This is a genomic window from Peribacillus deserti (genome assembly GCF_016909175.1).
Lineage (GTDB): Bacteria > Bacillota > Bacilli > Bacillales > DSM-1321 > Paraperibacillus > Paraperibacillus deserti.
The window spans coordinates 136309-159737 of the sequence record NZ_JAFBFI010000010.1 but is presented as its reverse complement, the minus strand read 5'-3'; the positions used below and the strand labels follow the sequence as shown (position 1 = coordinate 159737).

Genomic DNA, 23429 nt, shown 5'->3' with positions numbered 1-23429 from the left:
AACAAAGAAAATGATGACCATTCCTGGGGTAGGAGAACAAACCATTGCCGGCTTTTTAGCGGAAGTAGGAAACCTCGAGGACTACAACCATCCTCGGCAAATCATCCGGCTTGACGGGTGTTTGTCAGAAATGAAATCATGAGAAAACAAGAGTAAATAAGAGAAAACTTTAATTTATTGTGGGAGGATTTTCCTGGTTTTAAGAGCGTTTTCCTAGTTTTAGTGGATTCTAGTTTTCTTCCTTTAAATAGCTATTATTTCTAATCCCTTGACATAGTGTGTTAGCATGATGAATCTGTCACTTTGAATGAATTGAAAGCATTAGAAAAAGAGGAACAGCACTACCGCCTATTCCTCTCTAATGTAATATTTGTATAGCCCACATATGGCCCTATGGAAGATTAAACGGCAGGAGTAGGTGTTGGCTCTGCATATCCGTTTTTATATTTTTCATCGACTTGCTGTCTTATTTCTTTAATAGATTTTCCATTCTGGAGATCCACGATGGATTGTGCAGCAATTTCTAAGCAGACTCCGCATCTAGTAGCATGATCATCCCAGACGATATTTCCATTCTTCTTATTCTCATATATGAAGCAGTCGTAGTTATTTTTATGACCCGCCTCATCGCCGCATCCGCAATAGCAGGGCATTTTCTCTAATAGTTCTCTATTTTTAGCAGCGGCGAAATAAATGGTTTGCATGTCTTCTGGCTTATCTGCCAAAAAATCTGGAGCTTGACTATTTTTTGTTTCTTGTCTAAGATCATTCGATACTGCGTGTTCAGCATGATTTCCGTGTACAGCAGCCTCGTCTTTCTTCACACTTTTACCTTCGCTGGCCCCTTTATCACTGCCGCAAGCAGTCAGCAGTAGTGAAGAGCATATTCCTAGAGCTATCGCTAATGACTTTACATTCAATTTTGTTCACCTCTCCGAAAATTTTCGATATATCCATCTTACTGATAGTAATTGAAGTTCTTCAAGGCATGTCACAAAAAATACTTTTTATTGGAAGGAATTTACCTTTTACGAGATCAAGTATTCTGACTAACTGGGCAATGATGGGAGGGATAATAACAGCTATGACTGTTGGAATCAGAAAAGCGGCAAATGTCCACTTTCTTTGTAAATGTTAAACAAATGGTGTCGTACGGATAGTGGAGAAGAGCAAATAATTTCTATGTAAGTCAGTCAGGCAAATCAGATCAAGAGGATTTTCTTTTAATCTGTGATAAAAAAACTGCCCGATTAAGAGCAGTCACATTACTTATTTTATTAGTTTATACCCATTAATGGAAAAAAGGCAGAACTTCAAACACTCCATCCTATGTATCATTTACTCCAATATTTGTATAAAGCCTGTGTTCCGCTGTTTGCTTCCCCATTATCAGCCAGTTTTTCGTAAAGTGATTTAGCCAGGGCGAGTCCCGGAAGTTCAAGCTCCAGCTTCTCTGCCTCTTCTAAGGCTATTTTCATATCCTTAATAAAATGTTTGATGTAGAATCCTGGTTCAAAATTTCTATTAATCATCCTAGGAGCTAGATTAGATAATGACCAGCTTCCTGCCGCTCCTGCTGAAATGCTTTTTAATACCGTTTCGGGATCCAGACCTGCCTTTTCAGCATAAACAATCGCTTCACAGACTCCAATCATATTGGAGGCAATAGCAATTTGATTACACATTTTTGTATGCTGTCCGGAACCGGCTTTCCCTTGATACTGTACATTTGTTCCCATCTTCTTTAGAATAGGCAAAACTTCATTGAATGCTTTTTCCTCTCCTCCGGCCATGATGGTTAATGCAGCATTTTTAGCCCCGATATCCCCTCCAGAAACAGGTGCATCTAAGGAATAGAGCCCTTTTTTCTGAGCCTCTTCGTGTATTTTAACTGCTAAAGAAGGAGTGGAGGTGGTCATATCAATGATATAAGTTCCTTTTAATGCATTCTCAATGATCCCTTGTTCCCCAAAGTAGATCTCTTCCACATCGCTTGGATAGCCGACGATAGAAATGATAACGCCGGCTTTTCGGGCCAGTTCATTTGGACTATCTGCCCAGGCGGCTCCTTGATCCAGGAGAGCTTGTGCTTTTTCTTTTGTTCTTGTGTAGACCATTACCTCATAACCGCTATGAAGCAGATGTCCGGCCATGCTGTTTCCCATAACTCCTGTTCCGATAAACCCGATTACCTGTTTATTCTTTTCCATATGTTTTCATCCTTTATAATTAATAAATAGTTAAATGGATTTAACCATACCGCCGTCTACTAAAAAAGAGCTGCCAGTCATATAGGTATTTGCATCAGAAACAAGGAACGCAACCACATTGGCGAACTCCTCAGGAGCGCCATATCGGCCCAGGGGAATCTGCCCCTTCATTTTTTCTTCCATCTCCTCTATGGAAACCCCAGCTTTATTCGAATTCACTTCATCTAAATGGCGGACTCTATCTGTCGCGATCCTTCCAGGAGCAACTGTATTTATTAAAATGTTGTAAGGTGCAAGCTCACTCGCCAGGGTTTTAGACATCCCTACAATAGCAGTTCTAAATGTATTAGAAAGTATTAATCCCGGAATAGGCTCCTTAATGGACGATGAAGCAATGTTAATAATTTTCCCTCCGTTTTGCTTTAAATAAGGCAGAGACTTGCGAATTAACCTTATATAGCTGAACAGGTTTAATTCGAAGGAACTTTGCCACTCTTCATCTGTAAGCTCTTCGAAGGCTCCAGCCGGCGGCCCTCCAGCGTTATTAATGAGGATATCAATTCCGCCGAATTCCTTAACTGTTTGATCGATGATCTTTTCAATGTCTGACGCATTTGTAATATCCCCAGATATGAAGCTCACCTTACCTCTTTGCAAGTCAATTAGTTCTGCACGGACTTCTGAAAGTTTAGCATCATTCCTACTTGTGAGCATTACATTTGCTCCTTCTTTTACAAGCGTTTCCGCAATTGCTTTTCCAAGACCCTGGCTTGATGCCGCAACAAGTGCGGTTTTTCCTTTTAGATTGTATTCCATATCTTTCTCCCTTCCCAAAAATGATTTTTCTTAATATTCTCTATTTTACTCGAAATTTATTCGGTTACAAAATGTAGTGACTTTTAAGGTCTTTTTTTTCGTTATGAAGAGTTCCAATTATTTATAAATAATTTAAAAAGGCAGCCCGCTGACAGGCTGCCTTCTCCAATTAGCTTATTTAATTAATCCTTTTTTCTTTAGAAATGCCCGGGCAACATCTTTAGGTTCCTTTTTATCAAGGTCAACTTGAGCATTCATTTCTGCCATTTCTTTATTAGATATCTTTCCTTCAAGCTCGTTAACTGTTTCTTTCAGCTTAGGAAACTTCTGTAAGGTTTCCTCCCGAATGATGGGAGCCGCGTAATAAGGAGGGAAAAATTTCTTATCGTCTTTAAGCGTTTTTAGGTTAAAGCGGACAATCCTTCCATCCGTAGTAAAGGCTGAAACAGCGTCTACTTTTCCTTCTTTAACAGCCGAATACATCAAGTTTGCGTCTAAACTGCGTTTATCCTTAAATTGAAGATTATACGTTTCTGCGAATGCTGTATACCCATCTTCTCGTTCAAAGAACTCTGTAGGAGCCCCAAACGATACATTGTTCGATTTTGGCGCTATTTCAGATATGGTTGCTGCACCAAATTTTTTATATGCCTGTGAGTTGAATGCAAGTGCATATGTATTTTCGAATCCAAGCGGCTTCATCCATTCTAAATTATACTTTTCCTTATAGCCCTCTCTCACTTTTTGATAAATATCATCGGCGCTGTCTTCAGGATTATATTTTTCTTTTAAGATGGTCAATAGTCCAGTACCTGTATATTCGACATACATATCAATATCGCCATTTTCCAAAGCCTGAGTCAAAATCGGCGTTTCCCCTAGTCCATCCTGTACTTGAACATTGTAATCCGTTTTATCATTCACATATTCAGAGATAATATATGGAAGAATGTATTGTTCCGTCCACTTCTTCCCAGAAATTACGATTGTATCTTCCGAGGTGCCTCCCCGAAGTCCAAAGAAAAGGATAGCAGCAGCAATGGGCACCAGAATAAAGGAAGCTTTCTTCCATGAGAACGGTTTTCTTTTTTTCCCTCTTGGATCTGTTGCAATTTCGATACGCTTAAGAGCGAGGTCAAGAATTATCGCCAGAATTGCTGCAGGTATTGCACCTGCTAAAACAAGCTCGTTCCTTGCAGTAGATAAGCCTCTATAAATTAAATCACCAAGGCCTCCTGCACCGATAAAGGCGGCCAGTGTTGCTACACCAATGGTCAGAACAGTAGCGGTCCGCAGTCCGGCCATAATTATTGGCAGTGATAACGGCAGTTCAATCATCCGTAAAATCTGTTTCTGAGTCATTCCCATGCCTTTGCCTGCTTCCACAGCTGATTGATCCACACCGGTAAGTCCAGTATAAGTATTTTGGAGCAGCGGAAGCAGAGCATAGATAGTCAATGCGATGATTGCCGTAGTATTACCTATTCCAAATAAAGGGAGCAGAAATCCAAAGAGGGCAAGGCTTGGAATTGTTTGAAAAACAGAAATGACCCCTATTACAGGTTCGGCTATTCTTTTTCTTCTTGAAATATAAATACCCAGCGGAATGGCGATTATGGTACCGATTATGATAGATACTATTGATAAAAACAGATGCTGCTGCAAGCCTTCCATAATATCAGGCCAGCGTGTTCGAAAGGTATCTGCCAGCGTCATAAAAAAGTTATCCTTCATGGATGTTCCCTCCTTCTCCCGGTGCAGTTTTCATGCCGGCAAGCCCTCTCATCATCGTGGATTTCGTTATAAGACCCACTAGTTTTTCACCTGAAAGAACTGGGATAGAAGCCGCTCCACTGGCAAAAATTGCTGCCACATCCGTGTAAGGAGTATCAGAGTTCACTGTTTCGAAGTCTTTCCTCATGATATCCTGCAGCGTTTTTTCTTCATCATGATAATTTTTTTCCACATCTTCAATGGTAGCTATGCCTAAAAAGCGGTTATGATCTGTCACAAGCAAGCTGTCTACTTTATATGTTTTCATCATTTTCAAAGCCTGCGCCAGTCCTTTTAAGGGCCTTGCAGTTATGACTTTCTTTATCATTAAATCTTCTGCTGCCGGTGCAGAGTTTTTCTCAGCATCCAGGCGTTCTTCACCAATAAATCCTCTTACAAATTCATTGATCGGATGGCGCAGGATTCTGTCCGGTGTATCAAATTGAATGATTTCTCCATCCTTCATAATGGCGATCCGGTCTGCTATTTTAATGGCCTCGTCCATATCATGAGTAACGAATACGATGGTTTTCTTAATATTTTCCTGAAGCTGGACGAGCTCATCCTGCAGCTGTTCCCTGCTGATGGGGTCGAGCGCACTAAACGGTTCATCCATTAGGATGATTGGAGGTTCAGCAGCCAGGGCGCGGATTACGCCGACACGCTGCTGCTGCCCGCCGCTTAAATCAGAAGGAAACCTTGATTTATAGGTTTCAGGATCCAGTCCTACCATGTTCAGCAATTCATCTACTTTGTTTACATAGCGCTCCTTATCCCACCCTTTTAACCGAGGGACCAGCGTGATGTTATCCTCAATTGTCATATGAGGAAGAAGCCCAATCTGCTGAATCACATATCCGATATTCCTGCGGAGCTGGACTGGATCTATTTTCGAAATATCCTCCCCATTTATAAGAATCTGTCCGCTCGTCGGCTCTGTAAGCCGATTGACCATTCTCATGGTGGTCGTTTTTCCGCAGCCGCTTGGACCAATTAACGCAACAAGCTCTCCTTCTTGAATTTCAAAATTTATATCCTTTAAGGCGGTGAACCCATCCGGATATTTTTTTTCAACATGCTTAAACGTGATCAATGAAAAATCTCCTCATTTCTTAATAAATACTTATTTGCAGTTAACAAAATAAAAGGGAATAAGTTACTTCAAGCACATTTTTATTAATCAGCCGCAGCTGGAATGGAACAAAAAATCTCTTTAATGTGTGAAATATGGTGAGAATCTTTACTTAGGTTTGAATCAATAGGGAGAGCCGCTGGGGATTCACTAATTAGGATTGCCTAAAAAAGAGGATTGAACAAAGTATAAAAATAAACTATTTGTTAAATCAGCATCTGTATTACACATGTATCTTTTCTTTCTACTCACCTTGGCTTACGCTGTCTAAAAAGTTCTCACTATTCCCTTTATAATATTGAAATAATATTTTTTAATACCCTTTCCTAAAAAGAAGTAAACATAGTTTCCTATTTAAAATAAACTTCTTCGGCGCAGTTCTTCACGGGAAGCAAAAGAAAGTCATCAAAAAAACAACCAGTTAGAAAACTGGTTGTTCAAGGGGGGAAATGAGAATGTTAGCTGCATTAACTAGGTCACATTCAATTGTTGCTAGTTATTATTTACCCAGGATCTTTCTGACTAAACATCTTTAACCAAAAAAAAAAATCTTTTAAAAATAAGTCTATTTAAACTCGCCTGTTGATTGCAGCGAGAAGCATTCGCGGCTCGCGGGTGTCTGGGTGCCTCCTCTCACCTTTACAGCTGCGGGGTCTCCCTTTACCAATTCTTGCACAGGGCATTGAATTACCATCCTCGAATTCTCACCGCACGAAGAAAATGCGAATGCATTTTCGAGGGTCTCGCACCTGCAGTGAAGATCAAGATCAGTGCCAAAATCACAATTTAATCATAGACAAAAAAAAGGAGGGGAATCCCCGTCCTTTTTTATTGTTCAGCTTCAAGCTGAGACCCTCGAGTCATAAGTGGCTTCGCTAACGCTTGCCAAACATCAAGTCTTCTTTATCGGGTCTCTGCCTGCCTGAAAAGCTAGATTCTTTACTGCATAACACTTCATCATTCTATTAAAAAATAGTTAGCTGCCGGCAGGCACCGCTTTCTGCTTTTCTTATTTTGAGATAGCTGCCTGAACGGCATTTACAACTTCCTCAGCTGTTCTAAGCCCAAGAACCTCGTTTGCAAGCTGCTCCATTTCAGGCTGAGACAGGCGTTTAATTATAGAGCGCGCTCTCAGGATAGAGGTTGCACTCATGGAGAATTCGTCTAACCCTAATCCTAGAAGTAAAGGTATAGCCGTTTCATCCCCTGCCATCTCTCCACACATTCCGGCCCATTTGCCTTCTTTATGTGCTGCATCTATAACCATTTTTACAAGGCGTAAAATAGCTGGGTTGTACGGCTGATACAAATATGAAACTCGTTCATTCATACGGTCTGCAGCCATTGTATATTGAATTAAATCATTTGTTCCGATACTGAAGAAATCGACTTCTTTAGCAAATGTGTCTGCCATAACAGCTGTAGACGGAATCTCAACCATAATTCCAGTCTCAATTCTGTCTGCTACTTCAACACCCTGAGTAAGAAGAGTTTGTTTTTCTTCTTCCAAAATTGCTTTAGCTTGTCTGAATTCATCAAGCGTAGCAATCATCGGGAACATAATTTTCAGATTGCCATATTTGCTCGCACGTAATAAAGCACGAAGCTGAGTGCGGAAAATATCTTGCTCTTCCAAACATAGGCGGATAGCACGGAAGCCCAGGAATGGATTCATTTCCTTCGGAAGATCCAGGTATGGAAGCTCCTTGTCTCCACCTATATCAAGAGTACGGACAACAACAGGTTTTCCTTCCATCCCTTCGAGCACTGCTTTATAGGCATCAAATTGCTCGTCTTCAGTTGGCAGCTGGTCACGGCCCATATATAAGAACTCTGTACGGTAAAGCCCTACAGCTTCTCCTCCGTTGCTCTTAACACCTTCAAGATCTTTAGGCGTACCGATATTGGCAGCCAATTCTACATGGCGCCCGTCAGCTGATACTGTTTTTTCATTAACAAGCTTCGCCCATTCCGCTTTTTGCTCTCCGTAGGCAGCATGTTCTTGTTCATACTTCTGAACCAGCTCAGGAGTCGGATTAATGTGAACCTCTCCGTTAATGCCGTCCACAATCACAAGGTCCCCATTTTGAATGGATTCTGTTGCTTCCTTTGTACCGACCACTGCTGGAATTTCCATTGAGCGAGCCATTATAGCTGAATGAGAGGTACGTCCTCCGATATTCGTTGTAAACCCTTTTACATATGTACGGTTTAACTGCGCTGTATCAGAAGGAGTTAGATCTTCAGCAATAATGATAACCTCTTCAGAAATCATGCTTGGATTTGGAATTTGAACTCCAAGAAGATGAGAAAGTACACGCTTTGTGACATCGCGGATATCCGCCGCACGTTCTTTCATATACTCATTGTCCATTTGTTCAAACATCATAACGAACATATCTGCTGTTTCTTTCAAAGCAAATTCAGCATTTACCTGTTCGTTTTGAATTTTATCTTCAATAGGTGCAATTAATTCTGGATCGCTTAACACAAGAAGATGCGCATCAAATATAGCAGCTTTATCAGACCCCAGCTGTTTTTCAGCATTATCACGGATGGCTTGCAATTCACTCTTAGAGATATTCACTGCTTCCTGGAAACGGGCTGTTTCTTCAGAAGGTGCGGTTATCGTTTGTTTTGATACAGTTAAATCTGGTTCAATTAAACGATAGGCTTTAGCGATTGCGATCCCATTTGATGCTGCAATCCCTTTTAGCATGCTTGCCATTACTCAGCCAGTCCTTCTCTTTTAAGAGTTTCTTCAAGAGTGTTAAGTGCATCCTGCTCGTCGCTGCCCTCAGCCGTGATTTTGATTTCAGCGCCTTGTCCGATTCCTAAAGACATAACACCCATGATAGATTTAAGATTAACTTTTCTGCCTTTATATTCAAGGTTGATCTCTGAATCAAATTTACCTGCTGCCTGTACTAATAGTGTAGCTGGACGTGCATGTATCCCCGTATCTGCTGTAACTGTAAATGTTTTTTCTGCCATTTTATATTCGACTCCTTTTAAAATAATAAATAGATTGACAACCGCTTTTACTTATTCCTCAATCGGCCAAAGCTTTTCTTCTAAATGTTTCCCATTTTAGAAAAATCTATGTTCAAGTTTTGCATAGGAATATAATTTCATTCTGAACGGAAAGAAAATCTATTTCTATAGTATATTAAAGGGTAAAAACTCGCCCTTTTTTTAAAGAATATCACTTTGAAGATATAGTGACAATCTTAATGAACTAATTTTTAAGTTTTAAAATGTTTAAAAAATTACAACAACTAAAGCAACTTCATTTACGGCTGAAACCTGCAAGCGTTTACTATTAATATGTGCCTTCAAACACAGAGGCCCGGGGAACAAGGATATATACCTTTAGCAGTATATTTCTTTTTAACCCATTCTGCTAGGGTTTTAAACCAGGGGCGCTGTCACTCTTGCTATTCCATCCTTGTATTTAGAGTTTAAGCAAAATTTCCGGAATAAATTGGATTAAAGGATGGGCTAAAAAAATCGGTATGCAATGACGGGCCAATGTAGCATAAACTCTTTTTAAAAATTCACAGAATAAATCAGCTTACCAATCGAAGCATATTCAAATACCTTTGCTTGCAGAAAAGCTTATTATCTTCACTTCTACTCTGTACTTTAGATAGGAAGAAAATAAGTTGAAATTTTCCAATTTATCTTGTAAAAATGAATTAGATTGATTTATATTGGAGGACTGTATATGCAGTATAAAAGAGCAGAACCTTTTCGTTTTGCTTTGCAAACTCCTCTAGCCGGTTTTTTTACTATTTCGTCATTGAACGGTATAGGAGGGAAAAGCAAAAAAGGAGAAATTGAAGTCCTGGATATCAGCCCAAACGGTCTCAGGTTTAAATCAGGCTTAGAATTGCCAGTTGATGAAAATATAGAACTCATCGTGAGTTTTAAATTAAATCAAACAATGCTCTCTCTTCCAGGCACACTCGTGTGGAGTAAAGTTTATTTTGGCAAATGGCTCTATGGCTTTTCAGTCTCCGGAACCTCGGTTTTTAAAGATGAAATTAAACAGGTGATTATCAAGGAACTTAAACAATTTATTAAAAACCAGCACTAAAGATAATTAAAAAACGGCCTGCCGCGTGTATACTGCCCGGTAAGCCGTTTCTTTTTTATATAGACTAGGATTCATAGATCATTTTTCTTGTCATTCCGCCATCGATCACGATATTTTCCGCTGTTACGAAGTCATTATCGGGGGCACATAAATAAAGACAGGCTTTTGCAATGTCTTCCGGTTTACCGACCCGTTTTGATAAGTGCTGAAGATGATCGATTTCTCGGAGCTTTTCATAATCTCCCGTTTCAATCCATCCAGGACTAATAGAATTTACGTTTATGCCAAGCCTGCCGAGACTTGCAGCCAGTGCATGCGTTAAGGCAACAATGCCGCCTTTTGAAGCTGCATAAGCTTCCGAATCCGGCTCAGACATAAATGCTCTTGTTGAAGCAATATTTACAATCCGCCCCCCTTTCTTCATTAAACGGGCAGCCTCTTTCGAAGCGATAAACATGCTTCTAAGATTAGTATGAAGAATATCGTCCCACTCCGAAACAGACAAATCGAAAATAGCTTTGAACTTTGACACACCTGCATTGTTAATTAAAATATCTATCCTCCCGAATTTATCCATCGCTGTTGAAAGCATAGATGTTATTTGTTCCTCGCTCCTTACGTCAGTCTTTATAAATAGGCCATTTCCACCTTTTTCTTTAATTATTTGTTCCGTTTCCATTCCTGTATCATCTCTTTCAGCAACAATCACATTTGCTCCTAATCCGCCAAACACAAGGGCCACTCCCTTGCCAATCCCGCTTCCAGCACCAGTCACGATTACTGTTTTTCCCTGAAATTTCATTTAAAATAACTCCTCCTGATTTTCGAATATCTTTATATCATTACCCTGTATTCTATAGAAAATATGTTTTTTTGATAAAGAATTAGTCTTTGAGTTTTTTGTTAAATAGTCAGAAAATTTAATTATCATTTAAAGACTATCATTTAAACAAAATTGTCCTTATAAATTGTTATTTTCACCAGGTGAAAAAGTCTGTTTCACACTTCTTTCCACTCCTAAAACACACTTTTCTAAAATGGCTCAGACCATTGGTCCTGCTTTAATCTGAACTTACCCGGGAATACAGGAATGCATGCTTTCGACTGGAAAACATATGGTAAACTTCAACCACACTGCACAGCAGTATACTCCTCTGATTCACAAAATCATAAAAACGTTAAATCTCTATAAGGAAACGGAAGAATACTACCAAATTGGTTTGATCGCATTATGGGAAGCCAATGAGAAATATTGTGACAGTAAAGGCCCTTTCTTGCCTTTTGCTTATTCTATTATCAAAGGAAGGATGCTGAATCAGCTTAATAAAGAGAAAAGATGGGAAGCTGCAGCAATTTTCACGGAAAAAACGGAGGAGTATATGGACCGAAACATTAAGCATAAGGATATCTATTTCCCACTGGAAGCAATAAATGATTTTTGCAAGAATTTAACCCACAATCAACAAAAGTGGCTGATCGGTTTTTATAAGCATCAAAGTTTGGAGGAAATTGCGCTCGAGCATGATGTTACAAAAGAGGCCGTTAAATCCTGGAGAAAATCTGCATTAAAAAAAATCAAGCACATTCATTCCAATCAGGAATTGTAAGTCTAAAGAAACCCTGCCGGATATACGCGGCAGGGTTTTGTAGTTTCGATGTCACATTATATATAGTAAGGAAAAATTTAGGACACCAGGGCTGACTATGATATTCTGAGGCTTCTGTTACTTATGGTGCTGCCTATTCACATATACTTGTATCAATTAGTAACCTCGGTCTGCCGGATGTACCAAACTCAGATTTTGTAAAATAATAAGAAACAATCATCCCAGCGCCCCAAAAAAATAAGCCAGGGAACATTAACTCCTCGGCTCATCTAAATATTGATAAATCACTTCACCATTATGCTGGGCAATTCCGCGAAAATGTTTAAAATCTTCTCTCTTGACGATAACATCGCGAAAAACCAGAAATGAATCTTTGCTCACAGTTACTTCATTTAATTCTCGATTCGCTAACTTATTTAATAATTCTTGAGCTAAGTTTTTGTCCATTTGCAGATCTCCTTTAGCTTCCGTGTTAGGTTATTTTACCATGTTTATGAGGCTCTTTCATGCTAGATACTTGATTCCTGTATTGATAGCGCTTACTATAGGTCTATTAACAATAAAAAATCTATTTTCGCAAAATAACAAAAACTCTTTACGAATACCGAAAAATAGTGCAAACTGTTAATTAATTGTTAGCATAAATACATATCACTTTCGATAGAAGGTTGTGATTTCATGAAAAAAGCAGAAGTGGGAAATGTGATTGAATTCCGCGATGGTTTACAGGGTATTGTAGAAAAAGTCAATGAAAACTCTGTAATAGTTGATCTTACCTATATGGATAACTATCGAGAATTAGAGCTGGAACAAAAGACAGTCGTAAATCATAAAAATTATAAAATTGTAAAAGTTACGGAAAAAGCATAGATTACGCCGAGGACCTGCCTAAGGTCCTTATTTTCATTTACCTGTGATGGGAGAAAGGAATTTGTATGCCTGCCATTTTGAAGGATAAGAAACTTTGGATCGGGCTGTTATTGGCTCATCTGTGGATATTTGCCAGCTATCTTTCCATTCCGCATTTTTGGGGAATCTATACAGCAGCGAGCGGATGCCTCTTGCTGTTTACTTTGTCTGCCCGGGAGATTTACATAAAAAAGTTATCTGTGAAAGATCTGCTGCTGGGGGCTATATCGGGCCTCCTTCTTTATGGACTTTTTTATGCCGGGCTGGTTTTCTTTAATTTCCTTAAAGTAAATCTTTCTTATGCGGCAGACCAGCTATACTTCTACTACAAGCCAAAAGAATTATGGCAGTATTTCGTTTTAGTTTTCCTGCTCATACCAGCTGAAGAGCTGTTCTGGAGGGGGTTTATTCAAAAAAGGCTGTCTCACTATTTCTCGTTTTATTCATGTATTCTTTTATCCGCCCTACTGTATTCCCTGCCTATGTTATATTCCAGAAATGCCGCACTCGTGGCAGCAGGTCTCGTTTCAGGGTTGTTTTGGGGCTTCCATTTTCAGGCGAGCCGTAGTTTACCGGCAGTAATCTTGTCTCATTTGGTATTTGATATCTTTCTATTGATAATCTTCCCTTTAGAAAGTGGACAGTACTAAATTGTGTCCAATTACCCTTATCAAAATTTGACAATTTTCTTATAATAAGGAAAGAACATGTTTTCTAATAGTTTTTGTAACTATTCGCTCTTTAGGCTCGTCTACTGTTATAGAAGAGATAAAGAAGTGAAGGAAAACGATCATCTGTGAATCACATTTAGGAGGTATATTATGCTAAAATTCAGCAAACTATTAATCGGAACAGGAATTCTATGCCTTGGACTGGCAGGCTGTGGCACTTCTGAGCAGGAATCTTCAGCCAAGAAAGAGACAGAGGGTTCAGCAGCTGAGCAAGCTGAGCGCACTGCAAGCCAGCCTTCAAAGGCAGAGGAAAATTCAGCAAACACACCAGCTGCCTCCGAAAAACAAAACAGCATCCGCATTATGGAACAAAATTTACAGTATTCTCTCAATGGAGCAAATAAACAAGAAACAGCATTTTTAAAAAATAGCGATAACCAGGATTTTTCGATGTATGTTCTTCCTGACTTTGAACTGAGCGCTGAAGAGCCTGAAAAAGATATCGTATTTCTCAAGGCACAGGATAGTGTATTTATGAGGATTGAACTTCTTGCAGCAGATTCAAACTGGGAGGAAGAAGAGGAAATGGCAAAAACACAGCTCATGGCTGTTTCCGATAAAATCACTACTCCCGGTTTGCCTAAATTCGACCTGAAAAATGCAGAGGCATTTGAAGCTTCTAATGAAGAGGATAATGTAACTGTCATTTTAATAAAGGATGAAAAAAATCCAGTTAAACTAACGATATTCACAAAAAAGGAAAATGATTATCGTTCTGCATTCCTAGAAATGGCCAAAACCATCATGAAAAAGCCTGCTAATTAAGTCTTGGCTTTTGAAGTTAAAACGCCTGTTTTTCTATACAGGCGTTTTTTTATTTGCTCGTCCTGCCCGCATCCATATCAAAAACAGGAATAGAACACTTATCTTTCCAAAGAGCGGATATAAGTACGAAAGCAAATTCCCATAGTCAATTAAGCTTAATATATAGGAAGCTATAAAGAGCATGATGAGGATCCATATGGAAGGGAGCTTTACATAAGATTTCAGCTGACGTTCTAATCCAAATAAATTGCCTATTACTGAAGTAAAGATCTCTCCATAAACCACCAAAATATAAATCCAGTAAAAATTACGGGCAATATGCTTCATGACTTCTGCAGTGGGAATTTCATAATGAGTGACCCCAGGCAGGCTGATTAATGAAATATGGCTGGTAATTAATATAAGTGTAAGAAACAGGCCTCCCATTATGGCACCCGCCTTAATGGTTTTTTCATCACCAATATCCGAAGCTACAGGGACCAGCACAGCCTGTGAAAGTGCAAGGTTAAATGCTGTGTAAAGGAATGGAGAGGTAATCGGGCCCCAGAAGCTGGTCATTTCAGGAGTTATAAATAATACATCTAATATTCCGCCGCCCTTTAACGAAAGCACACACATCAAAACACTAAAAAAGATCATAATGGGAACTACGAAAATATTAACTGCGAATAAACCTTTGATTCCCCCAAGCAGCACCAGCAAAGCAAGACCCATTGTCAAAACGACTCCTACTGTCTTTGTTATGCCAAGCTGTTCCTGGAACACCGCACCCGCCCCAGAAAACATAACAGAAGTGACTCCCAGAAGCATAACGAAAAAAAGGATATTTAATAAATGCCCAAAAGTCTGGCCAAATATATATATATTAAATTCTTCATACGATTTAGCACCGGTCTTTAATGCCAAAAGCATGAGCTTTGTTCCAGTAAAAATAAATAGCATCCCTGCAGCAATAATACTTAATAAACCAAAAAAACCGTACCGGGTGAAAAACTCAACAATCTCTCTTCCTGTTGCAAACCCAGCACCGACTACTGTGCCAATGTATACCGAAGAAATTTGAAAGGCTCCGGTCCATCTAACTTTCATAGATTCTCCCCCTCTAATGGATGTATATGAAGGGCACGCCGCTTTTAGACAAGCTAACGTAAATCTATAATTCTAACTTTAATTTTAAATATGGGTTATTTTTACAAATAATTAAAAAAGCTGAGTTGTTATTTCATAAAACCTTACATATAATTTAATTAGTTTGTATAAATTCTCCAGTTTATGTAGAATAAAGGAAGAATATTGTTGGATTTTGTAGAAAGGTGCAATTTATGGATAAGAAGGCTCTCAGGCACAAACGAAATAAATCAATGATTGAATTTTTGTGGCTTATTAATATTTTAGATTACTTATTTTATATTATTTATGAGCAAGATTATAAGATTATCTGGCCTCCTGTTGGATTAATTCTTTGTCTCGCGCTTTCTATTTTCTATGTAAAAAAAATGCCTTCACAGTATATGATGTACCTGGTACTGATCTCTATTTTCGGATATACGTTTTATTTGAATGTCGCATTCCCCGATTTAATAAATTATCTATTTCTTTATTCTGGTGTTATTATCTCGGCGTTTTATTTAAGTACAGGTCTGTTAGTGTTTTCGAGCATAGCTGCTCTCCTGCTGCTGACCATTATCTATTCTATAAACAAAAACTATACATTCGATTATAAAGGCTATGAAGATTTTCCCTATTTTATATTGTTCGGAATTTTCCTTTCTACTCTCCTCTTTATTTTGCTCCGTTTTACTAATGCATTATGGAATAAAGCAGCAGAAAATGAACAAAGAGCAAAAAAAGACCTGCAATCTACAAAGTCATATTTTGAATCATTATTTACATACTCTAGAGATGCGGTTTGCATATTGGATAAGCAGGGCTATATTTTAGAAGTCAATCAGGCATTCGAAAGAATATTCTCGTACTCCCATCAAAATCAAGAAGAGACTGCTTTCACTGATTTTTTTGCCAATGAAACTCATCTTCTATCAGACGTAATCGAAAAAGTTAAATCAGGAGAAAGTTTTGGAGATCTAGAATTGAGCAGGCAATCTTCAACGGCAGGCTCTTCTATATTAGCTGAGGCGACCGTTTCACCCATTTACGGCAGCCAAAACGATTTGATCGCAATAGCGGCCATCATCCGTGATGTAACGGAAAAGAAACTCATGGATGAATATATGCGTAACTCGGAAAAGTTAAAAGTGACCGGAGAAATAGCTGCAGGGGTAGCCCATGAAATTCGAAACCCGCTTACGGTAATTGGAGGATTTATTCAGATGCTCCGCGAAGAAGATGGGCCACATAAGCATTATTATTCTATTATTCATTCTGAAATTAACAGAATGAATTCGATTATCAGTGAATTTCTCAACCTGGCAAAACCACAGATATTCGATCTTAAAATTCAAAACATGAAGGAATTAGTGGAAGAAGTAGTCCTTCTCTTTCAATCCGAATCCAACTTCAAAAACGTGGATATCCAGTTAACGTGCATTTCTGAATATGTCCCCATTCTCTGTGAAGGTAATCAGCTCAAACAGGTGTTTATTAATTTATTAAAAAACAGCTTTGAAGCTATGCCAGATGGCGGGGTCATAAACTTTCATATTAAATATAAGAATTGCGACGCCATTCAGATTATCATAGAAGATAATGGCATTGGAATTCCAGACCATGTTCTTAGAAATGTAGGTAAACCCTTCTATACAACTAAGGAAGATGGAACAGGATTAGGCTTTATGATTACAGAAAAAATTATTCAACAACATAAAGGTACCATTCATATTCAAAGTGAAGTAGGCAAAGGCACTCGGGTGCAAATCATTATTCCTGTAACTTGAACTGTTCCCGTGCTTACATAAAAAAAGAGAGAGCAGAATTTCAGCCTGCTCTCTCTCTTAATTTATGTTTTTATATTTGCGCTTCTGCGTGCGCCTTTTTGATGTCGGCAAGGAGCCGCGCATCTGTCAGCAGCCGGCAGCCGGTTAGTGCCAGTGCCTTCGCTCCCGTTATCAAGGCCTTATCGCCGAGAGCTGAAATGGCCGCTTCCCTAAATTCATGAGTATGAGCGATTAAGTCATCTTCACCTATTTTTATATAAGGATGAAGAGTGGGAATAACCTGGCTCACATTGCCTGCATCTGTTGAACCGATTCCTGTTCTGCCTTCTCTGTCCACTTTTTCTCCAAGTGCTTCAAGCTCAGCAATGACAAGCTCATTAAAAGGTTTATTAACGATAAGATTATCAATCTCATTTTGAAACTGCTCAATCTTTAACTCTGCTCCCGTGGCAAGAGCGGCGCCTTCAGCAATTCTTCTAACCTTTTCTGTGACCTCTTCGCACCCTCTGCGGGTAGCTGCACGTATAAAGAACCTGGCAGAAGCATAACCCGGAATAATATTGGGAGCTTCGCCTCCATGCGTTATAATGCCATGGATCCTCACATCTGGTGTCAGCTGCTGTCTCAACGCATTTATTCCTGTAAATAGTCCTATAACGGCATCTAAAGCATTAATACCCTTTTCTGGAGAAGCAGCGGCATGAGCAGTTTTACCGTAATAATGAAAATCCAGGGGGTCTACAGCCAAGGATTCACTGGTAGGTGCTGTTTTTCCGCTCGGATGAATCATCAGCGCAGCATCGATACCTTCAAAGAGACCATTTTTAACAAAGCTTGCTTTTGCACTGCCATTTGGTCCTCCTTCTTCAGCAGGAGTACCAAAAACAACAACCTCGCCTCCCGTTTTCTCAAGAACCGTACTCAGTGCTATTGCTGCAGCTGTGCTCGCAGTCCCGATAATATTATGTCCACATGCATGGCCAAGTCCAGGAAGAGCATCATATTCGGCCAAAAATCCAATAACGGGGCCTGGTTTTCCTGCACTCTTTCTAGCAATAAAGCCGGTTTCGTGTCCAGCAATGTTTCTTTCGATTATGAATTGTTCTCTCTCGAGCAAATTCACTAAGGTTTGTGATGCAAGAAATTCCTGGTTCCCGATTTCTGGATTGGCATGGATTATATGGCTGGTTTCTAAATAGACTTTTTGATTCTGGTCAACAGATTCTGTAATAATATTACTTAATGATACCTCTGTTTGTGATGACACCTGAAAGCACTCCTTTTTAGAGATTCTGAATCTCTTTGACTGGTATTATTGTAGGGATCGTGGCCCCTTTATACGTTTTTTGAATAAACTTAGTAACTGCCTCACTCTGATAAATTTCTACCAACTTGATCAGTGTTTTATCATTCTTTCTTTTAGTCTGCGCGGCAATGATATTTACATAGGGAACCGCTGTTTTATCTTCTCTGAAAATTGCATCTTCCTTGGGATTTAGTCCTGCATCTACGGCAATTCCATTATTGATCACGGAAGCAGCCACATCATCCAGAGCACGCGGTGCCTGTCCCGCTACCACAGGGGTAATCTTGAGCCCTTTATAATCCGTAACATTCTCAAGTCCCCCTTTCCCGTCAAAGCCTGCTTTTAGCTTAATTAAGTTTGCTTTTTCTAATAAGAGCAAGGCTCTCCCTAGGTTAGTCACATCATTAGGAACTGCAATTTCATCGCCCTTTTGAATTTCACTTATATCTTTTACTTTGTTGGAAAACACACCCATAGGAGCTAATACAGTAGTGCCGATTGCAGACAAATCAAGTTTATGATCCTTTTTAAAGGCATTAAAGTAAGCAACAGTCTGAAAAGCGTTCGCATCTATCTCTCCTTCCGCTAAAGCCATGTTAGGCTGCACATAGTCAGAGAATTTAACTATTTCTATCTTGATGCCTTCCTTTTCAGCCTTCTCACTAATATAATCCCATACTCGTGTATCAGACCCGCTGATTCCCACTTTAACTGTTTTAAATTCATTTCCTGAAGAGTTGGAGCTGCATCCGCTAAGAGCAGCTAATAAAATAGTAAATACAATGAACAGTAATTTTTTCATGATGATTATCTCCTTCTGATTTTTTTAGAAAGTATATTACCGAATGTTTGGAGCACCTGAACAAAAAGGACTAACAGGGCGACGGTTACAAGCATAATTTCAGTTTTAAACTGCTGATATCCATATGTAATCGCGAGATCACCGAGTCCGCCGCCGCCAACGGCCCCAGCCATTGCCGATGCACCAATTAACCCAATGGTTGCAATCGTTAAGGCAAGAACTAAAGAACTCAAAGCTTCCGGTATCAAAAATCGCCATATTATCTGCCAAGGAGTGGCCCCCATCGCCTGGGCTGCCTCTATCACTCCCTTATCGACTTCAAGCAGCGAGTTTTCTATTAATCTTCCAATATAAGGAGCAGCATAAGCAACCAAAGGGACAATGGCTGCAGCTGTTCCGATAGAAGTTCCTACCACCAGCCGTGTAAATGGAATGATCGCTACCAACAGAATAATGAATGGAATAGACCTCAGTATATTAATGATAGAGTTTAAAACTGTGAAAACAAATCGGTTTGCTAGGATATGGCCGTCTCGTGTAACTACAAGTATGACTCCAATTGGGATACCTAGAAGAGCAGAAAACAATAGTGAAAAAGAAACCATTGATGTTGTCTGTTTTGCGGCCTCTGCTAACTGTGGCCAAAAAGCTGTCCAATCAAACGGCATTCGGAAGCACCTCCTTGATCCAAACCTGCTGTTGATGGATATAAAATATAGCTCTCTCAACTTCCTCAGCAGTACCGGTAAAATCGACAACTAAGTTTCCAAAAGGAACACCTTGAAGCTCTGTAATTGTTCCATGGAGCACATTTACGTCCACCCTGAATTTTTTCGCAATCGTGGATAGAAGCGGCTGGCTTGTTGCCTCCCCTTTAAAAACAATTCTATAAATCCGGTGAAATTGGTTCTGTTCATTGATTAAGGACTGTATGCTTACTGGAATTTCATCATTTAGCACGGTTCTTACAAAGTTCTTAGCTATGTCCGTTTTAGGATTTGAAAAAAGGTTTAAAACGGACTCTTCTTCCACTATTCTCCCATCGTCTAAAACAGCCACCCTATCGCAAATATCCCGGATTACATTCATTTCATGAGTAATCATTAATATCGTAATTCCGTAATCTGCCCGGATTTTTTTCAGTAAAGCGAGTACTGAAGAAGTTGTTTCAGGATCAAGTGCAGAAGTCGCCTCATCACATAAAAGAATAGAAGGATTCGTCGCTAAAGCCCTTGCGATCCCTACTCTCTGTTTTTGGCCTCCAGACAGCTGTTCAGGATAGTGGCCGGCTTTATCTTCAAGGCCGACAAACGTTAAAAGTTCGTGTACCTTTTTCTTGATTTCCTCCCCGGGCCTTCTATCAAGCATTAGCGGCATCGCTACATTTCCAAAGACTGTTTTTGAAGAAAGAAGATTAAATTGCTGAAAGATCATTCCTATCTTCTTGCGCTGCTGTCTAAGCTCGCTTGGTTTTAACGCTTGAATATCCACCCCATTAATCAGCACTTTGCCAGAGGCAGGCTTCTCCAGGAGATTAACACAGCGGATCAAAGAGCTTTTTCCTGCCCCGCTGAATCCTACAACACCATATATTTCTCCCTTCTTTACATTAAGTGTTATGCTTTTCAGAGCTTCAACCTGTTCGGTGCCTGATCCATAAATTTTTCGGATGTTTTCTAAAACAATCAAGTTTATACCCCCCTAATTTCTCTTCAATTTGCTATAAAAAAACCTCTTTCTAAGAAATCAGAAAGAGGTTTTGAAAACGCCAAAATAATAAGCATCCGCTCTTTCCTATCTCCCAGGCAAAAAGCCTGCTGGAATTGGCACAGTATTCATAAGAATCCGCTGCCGAGGTATCATAGGGCCAGTCCCTCCACCTCTCTGGATAAGAAAAAATCACTATTCATTTTTTGAAAAGATGTAAAGTTTTGAATTGATTGGTTTTAATATTAATGATGTTGTGTAATAAAGTCAAACAATTTATTTTATTTTTTTGAATATTGATTTTTGCGCTCGGTTTTTAGACTCTGTTCATAGGGAGATTCTGGACATTTATTAGGGCTGTTTGAATTTATTGAGATTTCGTGATAAAAGGGGAATTTCCAAATTCGAATTTGATCAACTATATAATTATAAGCAAAATTCCGAGCGTTCTAGGATTCTACTTTTCTATCAACTCTTCCTGCGTTTTGAGGTTAAACTTAAGAAGAACTGCAGGTTTTTTGAATGAAATTAGTTAAATGGTCCAGCGCACCATCCATTTTTACCTCATACTCTTTTTTTTAGGAATGAATCTTACTGCTTTTCATTCCTAAGATATCTTTCTGGAGAGTTATGCTTATGTTTCGGAATTTTATGCTTAAGTTTTGAAACTTTATGCTTCGGTTTCGAAGTTTTATGGTTAAGTTCTGTAAGTTTATGCTTATGTTTCGCTGCTGCATGCTTAAGTTCACAACTTTATGCTTATCATTCAAAACTTGTGATTACTTTAGAATGTTATGCGGACGTCTTTGAACTTCTGCTTAAGCTCGTGGAAACATGACCGCCAAGATTCAAAAAACCTATGAATCCCATCCCGTACGTTCTATTTTTCTAAACACATACAAAGACCATAGATGCCCTCTATGGTCTTTGTGTTCATGCTTTATAGTGAGCTGTCATCGACTGAATCCAGCCACGCTGAGATCACTCCTGCTACTGATTCTACCGTGCCATTCTCAAATGGGGACTGCAGGTTTGCCATTTCTACAAGGCCCAGGAACGACTGGCTTCCTCCCTGCCTGCATAAATGCAGGTAATCCTGCCAGGCCGTTTTCTGGTTTTCCCTGGAACGCTTCCAGAATTGGAACGCACAAATTTGTGCTAATGTGTAATCAATATAATAAAAGGGAGTACTATAAATATGGCCCTGGCGCTGCCAGAAACCTCCTTTTTCCAGGAACTCCATACCATCATAATCCCGGTGTGGAAGGTATTTTTTCTCCAGGTTTCTCCATGCTGTTTTTCTTTCTTCAGGAGTCGCTTCAGGATTCTCATAAACAAAATGCTGGAATTCATCTACACCTACTCCATAAGGTAAAAACAGCAGAGCTTCACTTAAATGAGTGTATTTGTACTTTTCTGTGTCTTCTTCGAAGAAAAGTTCCATCCATGGCCATGTTAAAAATTCCATACTCATCGAATGGATTTCACACGCCTCATATGTAGGCCAGGTATATTCCGGGATTTTAAAATCTCTGCTCATGTACACTTGAAATGCATGACCGGCTTCGTGAGTCAGAACATCGATATCACCGGAAGTACCGGTGAAGTTGGAGAAAATAAAAGGCGCATTATAGTTTTTGATAAACGTACAATATCCGCCGCCGGCTTTCCCTTTCTTGGCAACTAAGTCCATTAACCCGTCTTCTATCATCATATTGAAGAACTCATTAGTCTCCTGCGATAATTCACTGTACATTTTCCTGCCATTTTCGATAATCCAGTCAGGGCTTCCTTTTGGATTAGCATTTCCTGATTGGAATTTAAAGCTTTCATCATAAAACTTTAGTTTGTCTACTCCAATCCTTTTTTCCTGGCGCTCTCTCAATTTAACAGCCAGAGGAACGATATAATCCTTGACCTGCTGACGGAATTTAGCTACCATTTCTGCATTGTAATCCGTTCGGGCCATACGGTAGTATCCCAGCTCCACAAAATTTTTATATCCTAGTTTATGAGCTATTTCTGTCCTTACTTTTACAAGATTATCAAAGATTTCATCAAGCTTCTCTGCGTTTTCTGACATGAAACTATTTCTTGCCTCGTTTGCCTTTTTCCTCATGTCTCGATCCTGGGATTCTGCAAATGGCTGCAGCTGAATAAGAGTTCTTTCTTCACCTTCAAACATGATTTTTGCTGATGCCATCAGCTGTTTATATTCAGTGGCAAGCTTATTTTCCCTTTGCAATAATGAAATGATTTCAGGGGAAAATGTCTTAAGCTGTGCATCGGCAAGAGCAAAAAGCTGACTCCCCCACTTTTCTTCCAGCTGATCTCTAAACTGTGAACCGGTTAGTGCTTTATAATATTGTGATACATATTCCTCAAGTTCAGGAGCTATTTCATCTAGATAATCCTGCTCCGCTTTGTAGAATTCATCGTTTGTATCCACGGTATGCCTGATATAGCAGATGTTTACCATCGTATCCACATCACCGCGGATTTCATTAATCTGCTGCATGATTTCATTCTGTTCATCTGCAGATGCAGCGTTTGTAAACCGGTCGATTGCAGCCGTAAGCTTTTCTTTAACTTCCTTAATATCAGGGCGCTTGTATTCAAATTGCTCAAAATTCATCTAAAACACATCCTTCACTATAATCAATTACTTATTCTACCCC

General features: G+C 39.4%; 21 protein-coding genes, 1 pseudogene and 1 riboswitch. Of the genes and pseudogenes, 7 read left to right on the top strand and 15 right to left on the bottom strand.

Annotation, left to right across the window (positions count from 1 at the left end; translation table 11 throughout):
• Positions 1–118: pseudogene (locus JOC77_RS21615) on the top strand (transposase); the annotation flags it as partial.
• A 283-nt stretch (positions 119–401) separates the two neighbouring features.
• Here JOC77_RS21615 and JOC77_RS12485 read toward each other — a convergent pair.
• The 7 genes from JOC77_RS12485 to JOC77_RS12455 all read right to left on the bottom strand — a co-directional run bounded on the left by JOC77_RS12485 (position 402) and on the right by JOC77_RS12455 (position 8925).
• Positions 402–920: a PCYCGC motif-containing (lipo)protein gene (locus tag JOC77_RS12485; protein ID WP_239558732.1), complete on the bottom strand. Its 519-nt coding sequence runs from the start codon at positions 918–920 to the stop codon at positions 402–404.
• Positions 921–1334: 414 nt separating this feature from the next.
• Positions 1335–2210 (bottom strand): NAD(P)-dependent oxidoreductase, encoded by an 876-nt coding sequence (locus tag JOC77_RS12480; protein WP_204543779.1) that lies wholly within the window; start codon positions 2208–2210, stop codon positions 1335–1337.
• A 30-nt stretch (positions 2211–2240) separates the two neighbouring features.
• Complete coding sequence (locus tag JOC77_RS12475) at positions 2241–3026, bottom strand: SDR family oxidoreductase (protein ID WP_204543777.1); 786 nt, start codon at positions 3024–3026, stop codon at positions 2241–2243.
• 174 nt (positions 3027–3200) lie between these two features.
• Positions 3201–4760, bottom strand: coding sequence for a glycine betaine ABC transporter substrate-binding protein (locus JOC77_RS12470; protein ID WP_204543775.1), 1560 nt, complete (start codon positions 4758–4760; stop codon positions 3201–3203).
• Positions 4750–5892 carry an ABC transporter ATP-binding protein gene (locus JOC77_RS12465; protein WP_204543773.1) on the bottom strand — a complete coding sequence of 381 codons (1143 nt, stop codon included), beginning with the start codon at positions 5890–5892 and terminating at the stop codon, positions 4750–4752. The genes JOC77_RS12470 and JOC77_RS12465 overlap by 11 nt, the downstream gene beginning before the upstream one ends.
• 1048 nt (positions 5893–6940) lie before the next feature.
• On the bottom strand, positions 6941–8659 hold the full coding sequence (gene ptsP, locus JOC77_RS12460; protein ID WP_204543771.1) for a phosphoenolpyruvate--protein phosphotransferase: 1719 nt from the start codon (positions 8657–8659) through the stop codon (positions 6941–6943).
• On the bottom strand, positions 8659–8925 hold the full coding sequence (locus tag JOC77_RS12455) for a phosphocarrier protein HPr (RefSeq protein ID WP_204543768.1): 267 nt from the start codon (positions 8923–8925) through the stop codon (positions 8659–8661). Before JOC77_RS12455 ends, ptsP begins: the two co-directional genes overlap by 1 nt.
• Positions 8926–9658: 733 nt before the next feature.
• Between JOC77_RS12455 and JOC77_RS12450 the strand changes: the two genes are divergently transcribed.
• The gene (locus JOC77_RS12450; RefSeq protein ID WP_204543766.1) at positions 9659–10030 is read left to right on the top strand and encodes a PilZ domain-containing protein; all 372 of its coding nucleotides are present in this window, start codon (positions 9659–9661) and stop codon (positions 10028–10030) included.
• A gap of 64 nt (positions 10031–10094) precedes the next feature.
• Here the strand turns inward: JOC77_RS12450 and JOC77_RS12445 are convergent, their stop codons facing one another.
• Positions 10095–10832: an SDR family NAD(P)-dependent oxidoreductase gene (locus JOC77_RS12445; RefSeq protein WP_204543764.1), complete on the bottom strand. Its 738-nt coding sequence runs from the start codon at positions 10830–10832 to the stop codon at positions 10095–10097.
• Positions 10833–11124: 292 nt separating this feature from the next.
• On the opposite strand from JOC77_RS12445, the gene JOC77_RS12440 reads away from it, so the two are divergent.
• Complete coding sequence (locus JOC77_RS12440) at positions 11125–11637, top strand: sigma-70 family RNA polymerase sigma factor (RefSeq protein WP_204543756.1); 513 nt, start codon at positions 11125–11127, stop codon at positions 11635–11637.
• Positions 11638–11889: 252 nt separating this feature from the next.
• Here JOC77_RS12440 and JOC77_RS12435 read toward each other — a convergent pair whose 3' ends face one another.
• Positions 11890–12084, bottom strand: a complete 195-nt coding sequence (locus tag JOC77_RS12435; protein WP_204543754.1) for a hypothetical protein — start codon at positions 12082–12084, stop codon at positions 11890–11892.
• Between the two features lie 231 nt (positions 12085–12315).
• Here JOC77_RS12435 and JOC77_RS12430 point away from each other — a divergent pair, with 231 nt between their 5' ends.
• The 3 genes from JOC77_RS12430 to JOC77_RS12420 all read left to right on the top strand — a co-directional run bounded on the left by JOC77_RS12430 (position 12316) and on the right by JOC77_RS12420 (position 14042).
• Positions 12316–12507, top strand: coding sequence for a YkvS family protein (locus tag JOC77_RS12430; RefSeq protein WP_204543753.1), 192 nt, complete (start codon positions 12316–12318; stop codon positions 12505–12507).
• Between the two features lie 65 nt (positions 12508–12572).
• Positions 12573–13196, top strand: a complete 624-nt coding sequence (locus JOC77_RS12425) for a CPBP family intramembrane glutamic endopeptidase (protein WP_204543750.1) — start codon at positions 12573–12575, stop codon at positions 13194–13196.
• A gap of 171 nt (positions 13197–13367) precedes the next feature.
• Complete coding sequence (locus tag JOC77_RS12420) at positions 13368–14042, top strand: hypothetical protein (RefSeq protein WP_204543748.1); 675 nt, start codon at positions 13368–13370, stop codon at positions 14040–14042.
• 33 nt (positions 14043–14075) lie between these two features.
• On the opposite strand, the gene JOC77_RS12415 is transcribed toward JOC77_RS12420, so the two are convergent.
• A complete protein-coding gene (locus JOC77_RS12415) occupies positions 14076–15131 on the bottom strand; it encodes a YkvI family membrane protein (protein ID WP_204543746.1) in 1056 nt (351 codons plus the stop codon).
• 233 nt (positions 15132–15364) lie between these two features.
• Here JOC77_RS12415 and JOC77_RS12410 point away from each other — a divergent pair, with 233 nt between their 5' ends.
• Positions 15365–16936, top strand: a complete 1572-nt coding sequence (locus tag JOC77_RS12410) for an ATP-binding protein (RefSeq protein ID WP_204543744.1) — start codon at positions 15365–15367, stop codon at positions 16934–16936.
• Positions 16937–17006: 70 nt separating this feature from the next.
• On the opposite strand, the gene JOC77_RS12405 is transcribed toward JOC77_RS12410, so the two are convergent.
• From JOC77_RS12405 to JOC77_RS12385, 5 genes are all read right to left on the bottom strand, one after another.
• Positions 17007–18203, bottom strand: coding sequence for an amidohydrolase (locus JOC77_RS12405; protein ID WP_204543742.1), 1197 nt, complete (start codon positions 18201–18203; stop codon positions 17007–17009).
• 16 nt (positions 18204–18219) lie between these two features.
• Complete coding sequence (locus JOC77_RS12400; RefSeq protein ID WP_204543740.1) at positions 18220–19044, bottom strand: MetQ/NlpA family ABC transporter substrate-binding protein; 825 nt, start codon at positions 19042–19044, stop codon at positions 18220–18222.
• A 5-nt stretch (positions 19045–19049) separates the two neighbouring features.
• Positions 19050–19712 (bottom strand): methionine ABC transporter permease, encoded by a 663-nt coding sequence (locus JOC77_RS12395; RefSeq protein WP_204543733.1) that lies wholly within the window; start codon positions 19710–19712, stop codon positions 19050–19052.
• Positions 19702–20733, bottom strand: coding sequence for a methionine ABC transporter ATP-binding protein (locus JOC77_RS12390; protein WP_204543731.1), 1032 nt, complete (start codon positions 20731–20733; stop codon positions 19702–19704). The genes JOC77_RS12395 and JOC77_RS12390 overlap by 11 nt, the downstream gene beginning before the upstream one ends.
• Before the next feature lie 102 nt (positions 20734–20835).
• A riboswitch (SAM riboswitch) is annotated at positions 20836–20939 on the bottom strand.
• A gap of 752 nt (positions 20940–21691) precedes the next feature.
• Positions 21692–23386, bottom strand: coding sequence for a M3 family oligoendopeptidase (locus JOC77_RS12385; RefSeq protein ID WP_204543730.1), 1695 nt, complete (start codon positions 23384–23386; stop codon positions 21692–21694).
• Positions 23387–23429 lie beyond the last annotated feature (43 nt).